Annotated in this window: 14 protein-coding genes; 1 reads left to right on the top strand and 13 read right to left on the bottom strand. The window is 68.5% G+C overall.

Annotated features, from left to right (window positions below):
• Nucleotides 1-277: 277 nt before the first annotated feature.
• The 6 genes from OID54_RS21285 to OID54_RS21260 form a co-directional block, all read right to left on the bottom strand.
• Entirely contained in the window at nt 278-475 is a 198-nt protein-coding gene (locus OID54_RS21285) for a hypothetical protein (protein ID WP_329021692.1), read from the bottom strand.
• A 736-nt stretch (nt 476-1,211) separates the two neighbouring features.
• Nucleotides 1,212-2,747 (bottom strand): class I SAM-dependent methyltransferase, encoded by a 1,536-nt coding sequence (locus OID54_RS21280; protein WP_329021690.1) that lies wholly within the window; start codon nt 2,745-2,747, stop codon nt 1,212-1,214.
• Nucleotides 2,748-3,022: 275 nt separating this feature from the next.
• The gene (locus OID54_RS21275) at nt 3,023-3,592 is read right to left on the bottom strand and encodes a small secreted protein (protein ID WP_329021688.1); all 570 of its coding nucleotides are present in this window, start codon (nt 3,590-3,592) and stop codon (nt 3,023-3,025) included.
• A 216-nt stretch (nt 3,593-3,808) separates the two neighbouring features.
• Nucleotides 3,809-6,217 (bottom strand): sodium-translocating pyrophosphatase, encoded by a 2,409-nt coding sequence (locus OID54_RS21270; protein ID WP_329021687.1) that lies wholly within the window; start codon nt 6,215-6,217, stop codon nt 3,809-3,811.
• Between the two features lie 1,316 nt (nt 6,218-7,533).
• Nucleotides 7,534-7,974, bottom strand: a complete 441-nt coding sequence (locus OID54_RS21265) for an ATP-binding protein (RefSeq protein WP_329021685.1) — start codon at nt 7,972-7,974, stop codon at nt 7,534-7,536.
• Nucleotides 7,975-8,100: 126 nt separating this feature from the next.
• A complete protein-coding gene (locus tag OID54_RS21260) occupies nt 8,101-8,454 on the bottom strand; it encodes an STAS domain-containing protein (protein ID WP_250921495.1) in 354 nt (117 codons plus the stop codon).
• Between the two features lie 81 nt (nt 8,455-8,535).
• Between OID54_RS21260 and OID54_RS21255 the strand changes: the two genes are divergently transcribed.
• Complete coding sequence (locus OID54_RS21255; RefSeq protein ID WP_329021683.1) at nt 8,536-11,004, top strand: DEAD/DEAH box helicase; 2,469 nt, start codon at nt 8,536-8,538, stop codon at nt 11,002-11,004.
• On the opposite strand, the gene OID54_RS21250 is transcribed toward OID54_RS21255, so the two are convergent.
• From OID54_RS21250 to ssd, 7 genes are read right to left on the bottom strand one after another with little or no spacing between them, the layout of a single operon-like run.
• Nucleotides 10,991-11,428 carry an Rv3654c family TadE-like protein gene (locus tag OID54_RS21250; RefSeq protein WP_329021681.1) on the bottom strand — a complete coding sequence of 146 codons (438 nt, stop codon included), beginning with the start codon at nt 11,426-11,428 and terminating at the stop codon, nt 10,991-10,993. The genes OID54_RS21255 and OID54_RS21250 overlap by 14 nt on opposite strands.
• Nucleotides 11,425-11,787 (bottom strand): TadE family type IV pilus minor pilin, encoded by a 363-nt coding sequence (locus tag OID54_RS21245; RefSeq protein ID WP_329021678.1) that lies wholly within the window; start codon nt 11,785-11,787, stop codon nt 11,425-11,427. Before OID54_RS21245 ends, OID54_RS21250 begins: the two co-directional genes overlap by 4 nt.
• 31 nt (nt 11,788-11,818) lie before the next feature.
• Nucleotides 11,819-12,043 carry a DUF4244 domain-containing protein gene (locus OID54_RS21240; RefSeq protein ID WP_329021676.1) on the bottom strand — a complete coding sequence of 75 codons (225 nt, stop codon included), beginning with the start codon at nt 12,041-12,043 and terminating at the stop codon, nt 11,819-11,821.
• A 23-nt stretch (nt 12,044-12,066) separates the two neighbouring features.
• Entirely contained in the window at nt 12,067-12,837 is a 771-nt protein-coding gene (locus OID54_RS21235) for a type II secretion system F family protein (protein ID WP_329021674.1), read from the bottom strand.
• Nucleotides 12,834-13,652 (bottom strand): type II secretion system F family protein, encoded by an 819-nt coding sequence (locus tag OID54_RS21230; RefSeq protein WP_443055653.1) that lies wholly within the window; start codon nt 13,650-13,652, stop codon nt 12,834-12,836. Before OID54_RS21230 ends, OID54_RS21235 begins: the two co-directional genes overlap by 4 nt.
• A 59-nt stretch (nt 13,653-13,711) precedes the next feature.
• The gene (locus OID54_RS21225; protein WP_329021671.1) at nt 13,712-14,860 is read right to left on the bottom strand and encodes a TadA family conjugal transfer-associated ATPase; all 1,149 of its coding nucleotides are present in this window, start codon (nt 14,858-14,860) and stop codon (nt 13,712-13,714) included.
• Complete coding sequence (gene ssd / locus OID54_RS21220) at nt 14,857-15,957, bottom strand: septum site-determining protein Ssd (protein ID WP_329021669.1); 1,101 nt, start codon at nt 15,955-15,957, stop codon at nt 14,857-14,859. Before ssd ends, OID54_RS21225 begins: the two co-directional genes overlap by 4 nt.
• Nucleotides 15,958-16,082 lie beyond the last annotated feature (125 nt).

The raw sequence follows: 16,082 nt of genomic DNA, 5'->3' as shown, positions 1-16,082 counted from the left end.
TCAAACAGTCGCAAAATTCGTCTCAAGAGTACGCATCGAGGCAGCGTCGACCGAGCCTCTGCCGAGGCCGTCGATGAGGAGAGGTCCGCCTGCCATGCCTATCGGCACGCTCATCCTTGCGTTCACCGGCAAGCATCGGCGGCTACGAACCAGCGGTCGCGCCTCCGCCCGGCACACGGGATGGCCGACATCCAGGGACCCGGCCCGATCGGGCGGCGGGCACACCACTGCCGGATAGTCCTCTCTTCAGGCACGGCTACACCTCAGGCACGGCTACTCAGACCCGGCCGAAGCACCAGACGCCCAGGGCCAGTGACACAGCGCCGAATACGACGGTGAGGGCGACGGCCATCCCGGGATGGACCCCATGGGCAACCGGTGCGCGATGGGTGGACCGGACCGCCGTCCACAGCAACAATCCGGCCCCGAACAGCGAGAACGCCGCCCCTGCAAAGATCGCTGGTCCACTTTCCATGCCGTGCCCCGTCCTGCGCCCGTGCCGCCATCGAGGTGGCGTGGGGTGATTCCCCGCGGCTGAGGCTGGCAGTTCATGACGTCCTGGACACCAATTCCGGATGAACACCACCGGGGTTCACCCGAGCGAGGAGGGCACTCCTCTTTTTGGGCTTGGGGTTCTGGGCTTTGGGTTCACTATTTGGCGTTTCCTGGGCTGTTCTTGGTGCTGTCTCGTACTTCCCCGGGCGCCCGAACGTTCCACACGGCAGGTGTCGGCGTTCACCACGGCGGGTGGCAGCCGTTCGGCCAACCGTCCGCTAGGGACGCCGCGCTGCCCGGGGGCCTGGTCGAACGCGCTCGGAGGCGGTCGAAAGGTGCGGTCGAAGCACCGCACATCCGTCCGAGCCCGCGCCCCTACGCGGAGTCGGACAGCAATGCCGTCGCAGACAACCCCCGAAGCCCAACAATGGCCTGATCTCTTCCACATCTCTTCCAGGTCTCTTCCAAGGGTGAGTGAACTCCCCTGGTGCGAGCGGTAGCCGCACACGAAGAGGCTCCCGGCCTGTGCACGGCTTCCGGATCCGCCCCCGTACAACGCCCCGGCAGCCGAATCCGACCCGCCCCCTCTGCTTCGGGCGATCAACCGCCCTCACTCGCCCGAGCCCTGAGGCAGCGACCGACCGCAGAACTGCCGAACGCGGCAGCCGCCTCCTCCCCGACCACTGCGGGGCATCCAGGCTATTCAGGGCGAAACATCACCGTACGGTCGGATCGGTTGATGGGACGGGCTCCAGGAAGCCCTCCTCAACCAGCAGTCGCAGTGCCTGTGGCGTGCGGTCCCGCAGCAGCACGGGGTCCTCATTGATCAACTGGGCGATGGCGTCCAGGATCCGGCCGGCGCTCAACGTCCCGTCACAGGCACCCGCGAACCCCGCGCCGACCGTGTCCACCTTGGTCGCGCGACGCATGCCGCGGTGCTGCCTGAGCACCACGTGCTCCGGATCCTCGGCGCCGGGCTGACCGACCTGCTCCTGGACTACGTCGGCGGCCAGGACGAAGCGGTCCGCGAGAAGGGCCGCGTCGTCATGGTCGCGCAGATAGTCCTGCCGGGCGAAGTGCGCCCGTACGGTCTCGCCGAGCGGCTGCTCCACCGGATGCGGCCACTCCTCCACCACCACGGAAGGCCGATCGACGCCCGACTTCCGCAGGGTGATCCAGCCGAAGCCGACCGCCCGGGTGCCCCGCGCCTCGAACTCGTCCAGCCATCGCTCGTACCGTTCGGCGTAGCGGGCGGGGTCGCCGCGGTGGTCACCGCTGTCGCGCAGCCACAACTCGGCGTACTGCGTCACGTCCTGCACCTCTCGCTGGACGATCCACGCGTCACAGCCGTCGGGCACCCAGGAACGCAACCTCTCCTGCCACTCCTCGCCCTCGACGTGCTCCCAGTTGGCGAGGAAATGCGCATATCCGCCGGAATTCAGCCGGTCCCCCGCCCGCTGGACGAGGGAACGACACAACTCGTCCCCCGCCATGCCGCCGTCGCGGTAGGTCAGCCGGGCGTCCGCGCCGGGTGAGATCACAAAGGGCGGATTGGAAACGACCAGGTCGAAGGTGTCCTCCCCGACCGGATCGAAGAGCGAGCCCTGCCGGAGATCGGCCGCGGGAGCCGCGGAGAGCGCGAGAGTCAGTCGGGTGAAGTCCAGTGCACGGGGGTTCAGATCCGTGGCCACCACCCGGCCGGAGTGCTGTGCGGCGTGGAGCGCTTGGATGCCGGAGCCGGTACCGATGTCGAGCGCGGCGGACACCGGGTTGCGCACGGTGATGCCAGCGAGCGTCGTGGAAGCACCTCCGACACCGAGGACAACCGCCTCTCTCTGCCCGCTGGCACCGCCAGCCCCACCGACCGCGAAGCCCAGGTCGGAGACGATGAACCAGTCCTGGCCTTCGGGACCGCCGTACGGACGGATGTCCACCGTCGCCCGGACCAGGCCGTCCGAACGGACCACCCAGCCGTCGGCCAAGCACTCCTCCAGCGGCAGAACGGCACCGGCCTGCGCCTCGTCCACGGGCTGTTGGAGCAGGAACAGCCGAACGAGTCCGGCCAGAGCCGCCCCGCCGCGCGTGGCTCTCAGGGCGGGCACGGTCTCACTGCGGGCGAGCGCGGCGTACGCGGACCCACCCAGGAGATCGAGCAGCCCATCGACGGTGAAGTCGCCGAGGAGCAACGCCTCACGCAGCTTGAGCGCATGGACGGCGGACGGAAGGTCGGGCGAGGCATCGGTCGTACTCACCCGCCCATTGTGTCCGCCGCCACTGACAACCGCTGCCCCGCCCACCGAGGAACGGGCCGGGGCCTTCCCTGCCCGGAGCGCCCGCCGGGCCGAACGCTCGGGCGAAGGGCAGGCAACGTCGCAACCGGAGCCCGGGCGGCGGTGCCGATGACAGCCGTCAGCCCCGGTGCCCGCGGGAGGGAGCCAGGCCCGGTGAGCCGGTCCGCTGCCGGCTCGGCCGGGCGTGTCGCCGGGCCATCGCGCCGTCGGCCGTCAGCTCCCGCGGGCCACCGCGCTCAGGTGGCCGAACTGGCCGCGGGGCTCGGCTTCACGGGCTTGCAGCCCGGCTGCTTCGCCATGGCCGTACCGGTCTCCCCCGACCGCAACTTCTGCCGAGCGCTCTGGTTCACCTCGATCTTCGCCAGCCCCTCCGCGATCGGCTTGAGGCCATCGGCGAAGTTCTGCTGGTTCTGGACGTCGAGTGCGTCCACCTGCTTCTTCAGATTCAAATACGCGGTGGACTCGGCGTCGAACTCGGCCGCGGCACTCTTGACCAGCTCTTCCCCACCGTCGACGGGCGGGGTTCCAGCGGCCCTCAGCGCTGCGGCGTGGCCCTTGTCCGCATCCGAGAGGTCCTGGAACGCCTTGGAGTCCGCGGACTGGATGTCAGCCGGTTTGCCGTCCGACGCAGTCGAGCGGATGAGCTGTTCGGCGTCGACCCGCTTCTTGATCTGGGGCTGTGCCGCGTCGCAGTACTTCTTGGCCCAGTCGTCGACCGTGAATTTGTCCTCGTCGCTGCTGCAACCCGACAGCGCCAGTACCAGCACCGCACTGCTGGTCAGCGCGACCGCAAGCTTCTTGTTCACCGGATTGGGTCCCTTCCAAGGCTCCTCGGCCCCGGAACATACACGCCATGTGGGCGACCACAGCGCGCCCTGCATCCGGTTCATACCTCATTGCGCCATTTGCATCAGGAGAGAGAAGGCTCACGGCAGGCGGCTGAACACCATGACGAACGGGCGGACGCCACGTCATGAGATGGCGTCCGCCCGCTCTTTGGAAGGGTGACGGTCAATCGGTTGTTACGAGACCACCGCGGGATCGGGCGTCGGACTGCTCCGCTCCGCCGGCTGGGGCTCGTCGTCCCCGACGGTGATGCCGCGCCGTTTGGAGATGTAGACCGCGACCACGATGATCAGCACGGCGAGGACCGCGACCACCGCCCTGACGCCCGCGCTCGCATCGTCTCCGTAACTGAACTGGACCACCGCCGGAGCGATCAGCAGCGCGACCAGGTTCATAACCTTGAGCAGGGGGTTGATCGCCGGACCCGCCGTGTCCTTGAAGGGATCGCCGACCGTGTCGCCGATCACCGTCGCGGCGTGTGCTTCGCTGCCCTTGCCTCCGTGGTGGCCGTCCTCCACCAGTTTCTTGGCGTTGTCCCACGCACCTCCGGAGTTGGCGAGGAAGACGGCCATCAGCGTGCCGGTGCCGATCGCTCCCGCGAGGAAGGCGCCGAGGGCTCCGACACCCAGGGAGAACCCGACCGCGATGGGCGTGAGCACGGCCAGTAGCCCGGGAGTCGCCAGTTCCCGCAGGGCGTCCTTGGTGCAGATGTCGACGACCCGACCGTATTCCGGCTTCTCGGTGTAGTCCATGATCCCGGGGTGCTCACGGAACTGCCGTCGCACCTCGTACACCACGGCCCCAGCCGACCGGGACACCGCGTTGATCGCCAGCCCCGAGAAGAGGAAGACGACCGCGGCGCCCAGGATCAGGCCCACCAGATTGTTGGGCTGCGAGATGTCCATGACAAGGTTCATCGGAGCGCCGTCGCCGACCTTCTCCCCGACGTCCCGGGCCGCGGTCGCGATGGCGTCGCGGTACGACCCGAAGAGCGCCGCAGCCGCCAGTACGGCGGTGGCGATGGCGATTCCCTTGGTGATGGCCTTGGTGGTGTTGCCGACGGCGTCCAGGTCGGTGAGGACCTGCGCGCCCGCGCCCTGCACGTCTCCGGACATCTCGGCGATGCCCTGGGCGTTGTCGGAAACAGGCCCGAAGGTGTCCATGGCCACGATGACGCCGACCGTGGTGAGCAGTCCCGTACCGGCGAGAGCCACCGCGAAGAGCGCCAACATGATGGACGTGCCGCCCAGCAGGAAGGCTCCGTACACACCGAGCCCGATCAGGAGCGCTGTGTAGACGGCGGATTCCAGGCCGATGGAGATCCCGGCCAGGACGACGGTCGCAGGACCGGTCAGTGAGGACTTGCCGATGTCCCTGACGGGCCGTCGGTTGGTCTCGGTGAAGTACCCCGTCAACTGCTGGATCAGGGCGGCGAGCACGATCCCGATCGCGACGGCGGCGAGGGCGAAGATCCGGGGGTCGCCCTCGTGTGACGAGACCGCGGCTTCGGTGACTCCTTCCAACTCGGCGAACGTGGACGGAAGGTAGACGAAGGACGCCACCGCCACCAGGGCGAGCGAGATCAGCGCGGAGATGAAGAACCCCCGGTTGATCGCGGTCATACCGCTGCGGTCGGAGCGCCGTGGAGCCACCGCGAAGATGCCGATCATCGCGGTGAGCACGCCGATCGCGGGGACGATCAGCGGAAAGGCGAGTCCTGCGTCGCCGAAGGCGGCCGTACCGAGGATGAGCGCCGCGACCAACGTGACCGCGTACGACTCGAAGAGGTCGGCGGCCATTCCCGCGCAGTCGCCGACGTTGTCGCCCACGTTGTCGGCGATGGTGGCCGCGTTACGGGGGTCGTCCTCGGGGATGCCCTGTTCGACCTTGCCGACGAGGTCGGCGCCGACGTCAGCGGCTTTGGTGAAGATTCCGCCACCGACACGCATGAACATCGCGATCAGCGCGGCGCCGAGACCGAAGCCTTCCAGGACCTTGGGGGCGTCGGCGGCATAGACGAGAACGACACAGGAGGCCCCGAGCAGACCGAGGCCCACGGTGAACATTCCCACCACGCCTCCCGTACGGAAAGCGATCTTCATTGCTTTGTGTGCAACGGCGGTCAGATCCCTTTCTGGTTCACCCGGCGCCGGTGTGGCCTCTCGCGCCGCCGCGGCCACACGCACATTCGCCCGTACGGCGAGCCGCATGCCGATGTATCCGGTGGCTGCCGAGAAAAGCGCACCCACCAGGAAGAACACCGAGCGCCCGGCGCGCTGGGACCAGTTGTCCGCTGGAAGTAGGAGGAGGAGAAAGAACACGACGACTGCGAACACGCCGAGTGTGCGCAACTGACGGGCCAGATAGGCATTTGCGCCTTCCTGGACCGCTGCTGCGATCTTCTTCATGGAATCGGTGCCCTCGCCGGCCGCCAGTACCTGGCGGACCAGGAGCTGGGCAACGACGAGCGCTGCCAGTGCCACGGCGGCGACGACAATGATGATCAGGCGATTGTCGTCCGTGAGTACCGCGGCTGCGAGTGAGGTGGGGTGGTCGGCCAGTTCTGAGGTGTAGAGCCCCGCCATTCGTCCTCCTTGACGTCGTCCAGAGCTCAAGATGTGGACGGATTGTAGGGAGCGGAACCCGATCAAAACAGGGCGCGACAAATCCAATTGACCTTCACTTGCCGCTCATCAAATGATCCAGTCCCAAAAAACACTCCGAATGGAGTAATGGGGCGAAGGCATTGACTTCCCATGAACGATCTAGAGAAATGGAAAGAGTTGCAGCTCAGCAGTGTCGGAAGGTTCACGAACTGGAATTTCTTACGCCCTGCGGTGATGTCTCACGGGTATCACTTGGACCCAAACGAGCGGTGGCCGACAACTACTGAGGATGGGCGCCAATACGTCTGTCACGGCGTGTTGCCCGATCGACGGCGGCTTGCACCCGGCCCGCCTCGTCGCCTGGGCGGTACGACGGGGCGGTCTCACGGCGATGCCCGGCCTCCCCGCGGCACCTGTGCCCACTCCCGGACGGACGTGGTGCTGGACGCCGAACGGGTTACCGAGCTGTCGTCCTTCCGCGCCGACGGCAGGCAGGGACTCCCCGGAGCGGGACTGCCGGGAGCGGGACCGCCGGCGCCGGGCCGAGGAGAAGCGCAAGGACATTCGAGCGGCCATGGCGGCACCAGGCTCGTCCTCTCGCGCCCGTTGCGTCAGGCGCGAGAACAGGAACCGGCGGGTCGAGGACGGGGAAACCCTTCACGGCTATGGGGCGCGATGCGCGCGGCACAGTCGCTACGCCGGCGCGGCGCATGGCCCACACCGGCCCCGCGGCGCATAGCCCACCCCGGCCCCGCGGGGCTCAGATGGCCGCTGAAGGCGCGGCGGGGCGGCACTGGGGCCTGGGGCGGGGACGAGTGCCTCACGGGCTGGAGAGGCTCGTCCAGGGGCCCGCTCGGGCATGCGGGGTACCGAGGCCCTGGAGCTCACCCGCTGGCATGCATGTGGCCAACGCCTGTGGCCGATGAGCTTGTGGCCGATGAGAGCAAGTGAGATGCGGCACGCGACCATCTCGCCCAGGCGCCGAAGACCCCACGGCCCTCGTCACTGAGAGATCCGCTGGGCACTGAGGGATCCGCTGGGGCCACGAAGGTCGCGAGGAGTAGCCGGCCATGAATCAGGCGGCTGCCGTACGGACGCTCGGGCGCCAATTCACTGGCGGCCGATTCGCTGACGGCCGAGGCAGCCCTTGCAGGGCGGGCAGCCCGGACGACCCGGGCCAGTCACGCAAAACGGGCATCAAGAAGCCAGCCACGTGCCGGCCGAACGTCAGCACCAGCAGGGCTGGCGAAGGTCGGTGCAGAACGTAGAAATACAACGGTTCAGGGGCAGATGCCTCAGGGCAACAGAATGGCAGGGGTGGTCGGCCAGTTCATCCGGATGACACCACCGACGTCGCTGGAACTGACGTCCATGTCGTCGACGAGCCCCCGAATGACCGCAAGGCCCATCTCGTCCTCACCGTCGGCGTCCTCATCGACACCACGCGCAGCACCGGATGCGTCCGGTGGACCGCTGGTGCCTGGCAGGGGAACTTCGTCCCCGACCTCGATGGAGAAAGCCTTCTCCTCGTCGGTCAAGACCACTCGGATGGGCGCATCCACACCATGGCTTCGATGCAGACCAACGGCCCGACTGCACGCCTCACCGACCGCGAGGCGCACCTCATCCAGTACGGCCTCGTCGACACCTGCCCGTCGCGCCACGGCAGCGGCCACCAAACGGGCGGTCCTCACATGCTCAGGCTGGGCGCTGAAGCGCAGTTCGACGGTCGCCATGCGATCCCCCTCGGACGTACGGGCGTGCTTCTCAGGGGCCCGGGCTGGGTGCCCGGTGCCCCTTGCTCTCTCGGTGCTTCCCGGTGGTCCTGACCAGCCTCCGCCGGTCAGAACCACCGTCCGACATCAGTCGGTGGCAGCAACGGCCTCGTCGACCGTGGTGTGAATGGGAAACACCTTGGTCAGGCCGGTAATCCGAAAGATCTTGAGAATGCGCTCCTGGTTGCAGACCAGGCGCAGCGACCCTTCATGCGCGCGAACGCGCTTCAGGCCGCCCACCAGCACACCGAGCCCAGTGGAGTCGAGGAAATCCACGCCCTCCATGTCGACAACCAGGTGATAGCTGCCGTCGTTCACCAACTCGACCAACTGCTCGCGCAGCTTGGGCGCGGTATACACATCAATCTCGCCACCGACCTCGACGACCGTACGGTCGCCTGCAGGCCCAGACACATTGCGAGTCGACAGGGACAGGTCCACGGATCCTCCAGCACCTTGCTATCGAGCGGCCGCCCCCAATGAGGTCTCCCCGGCGGAGCCGGAGGACGGTCGCCAGCCGCGATGGCATTCAATCACTTACCAGCAGCCATGCACGACGCCTTGGGACCATTGTCCGTCACGCCAGTGACACACTCGGTGCCGATGGCCAAGAATCTCCGTCCCAATCGACCACCCGAGAGCGGGGAAACCCGCCCCTCCCCCGGTGTAGTCCTTGCCCGACTCGCCGCAGGGGCGGGCCGGGCTGCGCGCATCACTCATACGGAGCACTTGCCCCCGCGGCCGGGACGCCATGCTTCCTGGCCCGACCGCATCCGCCCAGAAGTGATCAACGCCATTCAGCAAGCGGGCATCGACCGACCCTGGGCGCACCAGGCGGTCGCGGCCGAGCACGCTCTGGCCGGAGAATCGGTGGTCATCTCCACGGGAACGGCTTCCGGGAAGTCGCTGGCCTATCTGGCGCCCGCCCTCACGGCCCTCCTTGACGGTTCAGAGGCCCCGAACGGTCGCGGAGCCACCACGCTCTATCTGGCGCCGACGAAGGCGCTGGCGGCCGACCAGTGCCGTGCGGTGAAGGAGCTCGCGGCTCCGCTGGGGAACCGGATCCGCCCCGCCGTCTATGACGGCGACACTCCCTTCGAGGAGCGGGAATGGGTCCGGCAGTACGCCACCTACGTCCTGACCAACCCGGACATGCTCCATCGCGGCATCCTGCCCTCACACCCCCGCTGGTCGTCCTTCCTGCGGGCCCTGCGCTATGTCGTGATCGATGAGTGCCACACCTACCGCGGTGTCTTCGGCTCCCATGTCGCCCAGGTACTGCGCCGGCTGCGCCGGATATGTGCGCGCTACGGCGCCGATCCCGTCTTCCTCCTCGCCTCGGCCACGGCAGCGGAGCCCTCGGTGGCTGCGGAACGGCTCACGGGCCTGCCCGTCCAGGAGGTCTCCGATGATGCTTCTCCCCGCGGTGAACTCGTCTTCGCCCTCTGGGAACCGCCGCTGACCGAACTCCATGGCGAGAAGGGCGCTCCCGTACGCCGTACGGCCACCGCCGAGACGGCGGACCTCCTCACCGACCTGACCGTGCAGGGGATCCGCACGGTCGCCTTCGTCCGGTCCCGCCGGGGCGCCGAACTGATCTCGTTGATCACCAAGGAACGCCTGGCGGAGGTGGACCGCTCGCTGCCTCGGCGGGTCGCCGCCTACCGTGGCGGCTACCTGCCCGAGGAGCGCAGGGCGCTGGAGCGGGCGCTCCACTCCGGTGAACTCCTGGGCCTGGCCGCCACCACGGCCCTGGAGCTCGGTGTGGACGTCTCCGGCCTCGACGCCGTCGTGATCGCCGGCTACCCGGGCACCCGGGCGTCCCTGTGGCAGCAGGCGGGCCGCGCCGGGCGCTCGGGAGGCGGTGCCCTGGCGGTGCTCGTGGCCCGGGACGACCCTCTGGACACCTATCTGGTGCACCACCCCGAAGCGCTGTTCCATCAGCCGGTGGAATCGACGGTCCTCGATCCCGACAATCCGTATGTCCTCACCCCCCATCTGTGTGCCGCGGCAGCCGAACTCCCGCTCACTGAAGACGATCTCCAACTCTTCGGTCCGGCGGCGGCGGACCTGATGCCCCAACTCGTGGCGGCTCGACTGTTGCGCCGTCGCCCCACCGGCTGGCACTGGACCCGCCGGGAACGGGCTGCGGACCTCACCGACATCCGGGGCGAGAGCGGCCCTCCGGTGCAGATCGTGGAAGCCGCGACCGGCAGACTGCTCGGCACGGTCGACGAATCGGCCGCCCACACCACCGTCCACGAGGGGGCCGTCCACCTCCACCAGGGGCGCAGCTATCTGGTGCGTCAACTCGACCTGGCCGACCCTCATGGCGCCGTCGCCCTCGTCGAGGAGGCCAACCCGCCGTACTCGACCACCGCCCGTGACACGACGGCCATCACCGTCCTCGCAACGGACACCGAGGTCCCCTGGGGCGATGGACGCCTGTGCTTCGGTTCCGTCGAGGTGACCAATCAGGTGGTCTCCTTCCTTCGTCGAAAACTGATCACCGGCGAGGTGCTCGGCGAAACCAAGCTGGACCTGCCGGCCCGCACCCTTCGCACACGTGCCGTCTGGTGGACGGTGACGGAGGACCAGTTGGACGCCGCCCGGGTGAATCCCGAGCAGTTGGGCGGCGCCCTACATGCGGCTGAGCACGCTTCCATCGGGATGCTGCCGCTCTTCGCGACCTGTGACCGCTGGGACATCGGCGGGGTGTCCGTCCCGCTCCACCCGGACACCTTGCTGCCGACGGTCTTCGTGTACGACGGGCATCCGGGAGGCGCCGGGTTCGCCGAACGGGCCTTCCACACGGCACGCGGTTGGCTGGCTGCGACCCGGGAGGCCATTGCGGCCTGCGAATGCGAGGCGGGCTGCCCGTCATGCATTCAGTCCCCCAAGTGCGGCAACGGCAACGAACCTCTCCACAAACGGGCCGCTGTCCGGCTGTTGACGGAGCTCCTCAAAGGCGCCCCGCTCAGTACCGAGTAGACCCCCCTTCGATTCCGCGTGTGCCGGAGAGTGCAACCGGCAACTCCATCGCCTCCGGCGGACCCGCCCTGGCCCTCGCCTCGGGCGTGTACGGGCCGAATGCGACCCTCGTCGTCACCTCGGCGACCTCGCCCCGCACCGCGCATCGCACCACCTCGGCCCCCTGCGCCCGGGCCACCATCACCCCTTTCGCGCAGGCGGGAGCCGGGCCGAGCAACGCATGGCTCGCGGCGGCGAGTGACGCCAAATCGGCTGCGGTGGACGCTCGGTGACGGGTCACCACGGCTTGGCCCAGCGCCAGTACGGCGGCGAAGACGAGGCACAGGGTGGTCACGGCCATGGCGGTCCACACCGTTGCCGAACCACGGTCGTCCGTGGCGGGTATCCGGGCGCGTGCAACGGGGAGGCCATGTCCCACCGTCATTGCAGTGCTCCCTTCACCCCTGGTGGAACCGGCTCGGCGCCCACCAAGGCGTCCTCCGCGTGAGCCGCGGCCTCTGCGCTGAGCATGATCCCCAATCCATCCGGCCCGGGCGCCGGCGAGTCCACCCGGACCCGCCAGAGGTCCCCCTCCCGCTCTACGGCGACCCGTGCCCCCTCCGGCGCTACGGACTTCGCCGCGGCAAGCACGGTGGTGGTCGGCTCGGAACGGGCCGCCGCACGGGCTCCCGCCCGAGCGGCGTCCACACATTGGATCTGCGTCGCTGACGACATCAGGGCCCACACCAGAGAGAGGGTGAAGATCACCAGCGCTGGTACGGCAACGGCTGCCTCTGCGGTCACCGAACCCCGATCCGCTGACTCATCACCCCGCTCAGAACTGCACATCGAGCGCCTTCCCCACCAGCGACCCCAACGCGTCCGAGACGGCTCCACTCGTGACGATCTTGTAGAGCACGGCCGCAAAGGCACAGGCCGCGATCGTGCCCATCGCGTACTCGGAGGTGGTCATGCCCCCGTCCCCCCGACCCGCCCTGAGCCGAGCCCTGAGATGTGCCCAGCGAAGGGCGGACCCCAGACGTCGTACTACTCGCTTCATCTCAACCCCCGTGGTTTGTTCATTCAGTTGCCGTTCAGCAGTCCGCCGGCAAGGCCGATGACAACCGGTGCGACACCGACGGCCAAGAAGGCGGGCAGGAAGCACAGCCCCACCGGTGCTGTGATCAACACCTGCGCGGTGCGCCCTCGGCCGACCGCCACCCGCGCCTGGTCAGCCCTCAGTCGTTCCGCCAACCGCGACACCGACTCCGCCGCGGGCGCTCCGGTCAGATCCGCGCGCTCCATACATCGGGCCAACGCGGCGGCGCCAGGTATCCGAGCAAACCCGCCCCAGGCGGCAACGGGCTCGCCGCCCAGCCGCAACTGAGCTGCGACCCTGACTAGTTGCTCACCGACCGGTCCACCCAATGCGTCACCGACGGCCTCAGCGGCCTCGCGTGGGCCGGCTCCCGCCGACACGCATGCCGCCAGAAGGTCTGCTGCAAGAGGGAGTTGGCGCTCGATGTCGTCCTCGTCCGGCGATGGCCCCGGATCACGACCTCGCTGCCGGCGCCACACCGCATAGGCGGCAAACAGTCCCAGAACTGCGCCGAGCAGATCTTCGACCACTACAAACCCTGCGGTTGCTGCCCCCAGCGGGGCCGCCCAACGCCGGATTGCATGCAACGGGAAGCTGCGAAGCCGAGCCGGTTGGATCCGTTCCCTGCCCACCAAGTGTTCGACTCTTGTTCGCAGCCTGCGTGCGCGGCTGCGGCGGGCCAGCGAGACACCCACACCCAGAGGGACCGCAAGGGCCAGTCCGACGGCTCCGAAGATCTGCGCCGCATCACTCACGGCCCGCTCCCCGTGTGAGCCACTTGCCCCTTCCGCACGATGCGCGCGGCCCAGCACACCCCGGCCGTCTCCAAGGCTCCCCCGATCAGCAAACAGGCCAGTCCCGCCGGGGTGTGCAGCAGTACGCGCAGCGGATCCGCACCCAATGCCCACCCCATGGCCAGCCCCACCACGGGCAGGAGCGCCAGCAGAGCAATCGTCGATCTGGCACCCGCCAGGTGGGCAGTTACGTCGGCGCGCTGATCGTGTTCGGCCTGGAGCGCGGCCTCCAGTCGATCGAGACCGGCCGCAAGCCCTACTCCTCCGTCCACGGAGACCCGCCAACAGGCGGCCACTCCGGCCAGTCCCCCCGCTCCCGGCTCCCGGGCAGCAGCCCTCAACTCGCGCGGCACATCGCCGCCGAACCGGGCGGCTGCCAACACCGAAGCTTCTGCCGCACCGAGGCCCCCCGTGCTTCGAGCCGCCGTGAGAAGTGCCTGGGCCGGCTGGAGCCCCGCGCGCAGCTCACCGACGAACGACCCACAGAAGGTGATCACCGCTTCGGCACGAAGATCCCGTTGGCCGGCCCGTTCCCGTGCCGTGAGCCAGCGCTTCACCAGCGGAACCGCCGCGGCACCTGCCAGCAAGGGCAGGACCGACTTACCGAGCACCGCAAGGAGCAAGCCCACCGGCAGACAGAGCCATTCCCGCCGTCGTAGCAGCTCTCGTTGCATCCATGGTCGTAGACCCGCTCCTGACCACCAGAGAGTCGGCCGGAACTCGCCACCACCGGACAGGAGGAGCCGGGACCGCATCACGCCCGACTTTTGTCCCATGGCCAACCACGCCATGGCCCCCGCGCAGACAGCTGCGACATGAGTCGGCTCAGGTGCCCTCATGGTGTGCCACCGATCCGGGAGCACAACTGCGGCCAGCCCTGTTCGGGGGCGAACCCGGTGGGTTGCCAGCGCAGCGCGGGAACCGTCTGCACCAACCCGACCGCATTCCGCTCCAGGACATGGACCTCGGCGAGCCGTCGAAGGCCGTCCCGGTCCCGTGTCAGATGGATGACCACCGACAAGGCCGCGGCGAGCTGACTGTGCAGAGCGGCCCGGTCGAGTCCCGCGGACATCCCCAACGCCTCCAGGCGAGCCGGAACGTCCGCTGCGGCATTTGCGTGAACTGTTCCACAACCCCCTTCATGTCCCGTATTTAGGGCTGCGAGCAGGTCGGTGACCTCGGGCCCCCTGACCTCACCAACGACCAGTCGGTCCGGGCGCATGCGCAACGCCTGCCGCACCAACTCCCTCAGCGTCACCTGGCCCGCTCCCTCCTGATTCGCGGTGCGCGACTCCAGACGGACCACATGCGGATGATCGGGCCGCAACTCCCCCGAATCCTCGGCCAGCACCAACCTCTCGTGCTCGCCGACGAGTCCGAGCAGGCTCGAAAGAAGCGTGGTCTTGCCCGTGCCCGTCCCTCCACTGATCAGGAAAGACGCCCGGGCATCGATGAGCGCACGCAGAACTCGATCGCCTCCAGGCGGTACGGTCCCTGCCTCGACCAGTTCTTCCAGGGAAAACGCCCGGGGGCGAACCACGCGCAGTGACAGACAGGTTGAACCGACCGCCACCGGGGGGATCACCGCATGCATCCGGGTCCCGTCCGGTAGACGTGCGTCCACCCAGGGGCGCGCGTCGTCCAACCGACGTTCCGCCACTGCCGCCAGCCGCTGGGCCAGCCTGCGGACCGAAGCCGCGTCCGTGAAGGTGACCCTGGTCAGTTCCAGGCCGCGCCCTCGATCGACCCACACCCGGTCGGGCGCGGAGACGAGGACGTCCGTCACCGCCGGGTCGGCAAGCAACGGCTCCAGCGGCCCCGTGCCCACCAGTTCGCAGCGCAGCGTCTCGGTACCGCCGAGCACTTCGGCATCGCCCAACAAGCGCCCGTGAGCCCGCAGCGCAGCGGCAACTCGTGCGGGCGTGGGCTCGGCACCGCTCTCGGCCAGGCGCTGTCGTACGGCGTCCAGCAGTCCGGTGGTCATGAGGCAGCGCTCCCCGTCAGCACCCGTCCCCAGAACTCCCCGCAGAACCGGCTCAAGGGTCCTGGCGATCCACCCGGTGGCGCTCCCTGTTCCTGGGCTGAGGGCAGACCGGGTTCCCAGGGCACCTCGCCCGCGAATGGCAGCCCCAGCGAGGCTGCGACCCACGCCTCGTCCAGTCCCGCGCCGTAGGGGCCTCGGGCGACCACCCGGAGGTCCTGAAGCACCATCCCGACCACGGATGCCACTCGATTGGCGGCGGCCACCGCCCGCAACTCGCCCGGCACGACCAACAGCCCCAGATCAAGCTGGGCAAGTGCCTCTGCCACTCCCTCATCTACCCGGCGCGGCAGATCGACGACGACCACACCCCCACGGCGGCGCGCAGCGGCCAGCACCGACCGCATGGCTTCCGGCGGGACGAGCACCGAATCCCCACGGTCCCAACTGAGCACCCTCAGCTGATGCAGTTCAGGCAGCGATTCCTCCAGCGCGCCACCTGCGACCCTCCCCTTGGACTCGGCGAAATCAGGCCATCGCATCCCCTCTGTTCGCTCACCGCCCAGCAGTACGTCGATGCCTCCGCCCAACGGATCAGCGTCAATGAGCATGGTCCTCTGGCCCGCCCGTGCAGCCGCGATCGCCAGGGCGCAGGACAGTGTCGACGCCCCCGCCCCACCGCTGCCTCCGACCACCCCGACCGTCAGGGCCGGGGCAGCGACACCTTCGGCCACGTCGGCGATCCGGTCGAGCAGCCACCCCTCGGCATCCGGCAGGCGCAGCACGCCCTCGGCACCGATTTCCACCGCCAGCCGCCAGACGTTCGGATCGTCCTGATCTCGGCCGACCAGCAGTACGCCTCGCCTGCGGGTCGCCCCGCGACAACGCTCAGCCGCATCGTCGCCGACGAGGACCAGGGGAGCCGTTTCCCAGCCGCCCCTGTGTTCCGGCACCGAGTGATGCACTTCCGGCTCTACTCCCGCTGCGGCGCACAACCGCAGCAGATCGTCGAGCAGGTCCGTGTCCTCGGTGACGATCAGAGGTCCTTCCCGCGGACCTTCGACGACCGGGACCGTCTTAGACGTGAGTGATCCAGCCACTTCGCCCCCCACTTACTTCGATCTCGCCTAGAAACGGGATCGGCGATTCCTGTTGTCCGCGAACTGCCGCGGCTGGAATCACGGTGGAGCACACCGGAAAATCGTGTGGATCTTGCTCAAAAGCT

The organism is Streptomyces sp. NBC_00690 (genome assembly GCF_036226685.1).
Lineage (GTDB): Bacteria > Actinomycetota > Actinomycetes > Streptomycetales > Streptomycetaceae > Streptomyces.
The sequence above is the reverse complement of the archived record's forward strand: the minus strand, read 5'-3'. Positions and strand labels throughout refer to the sequence as shown.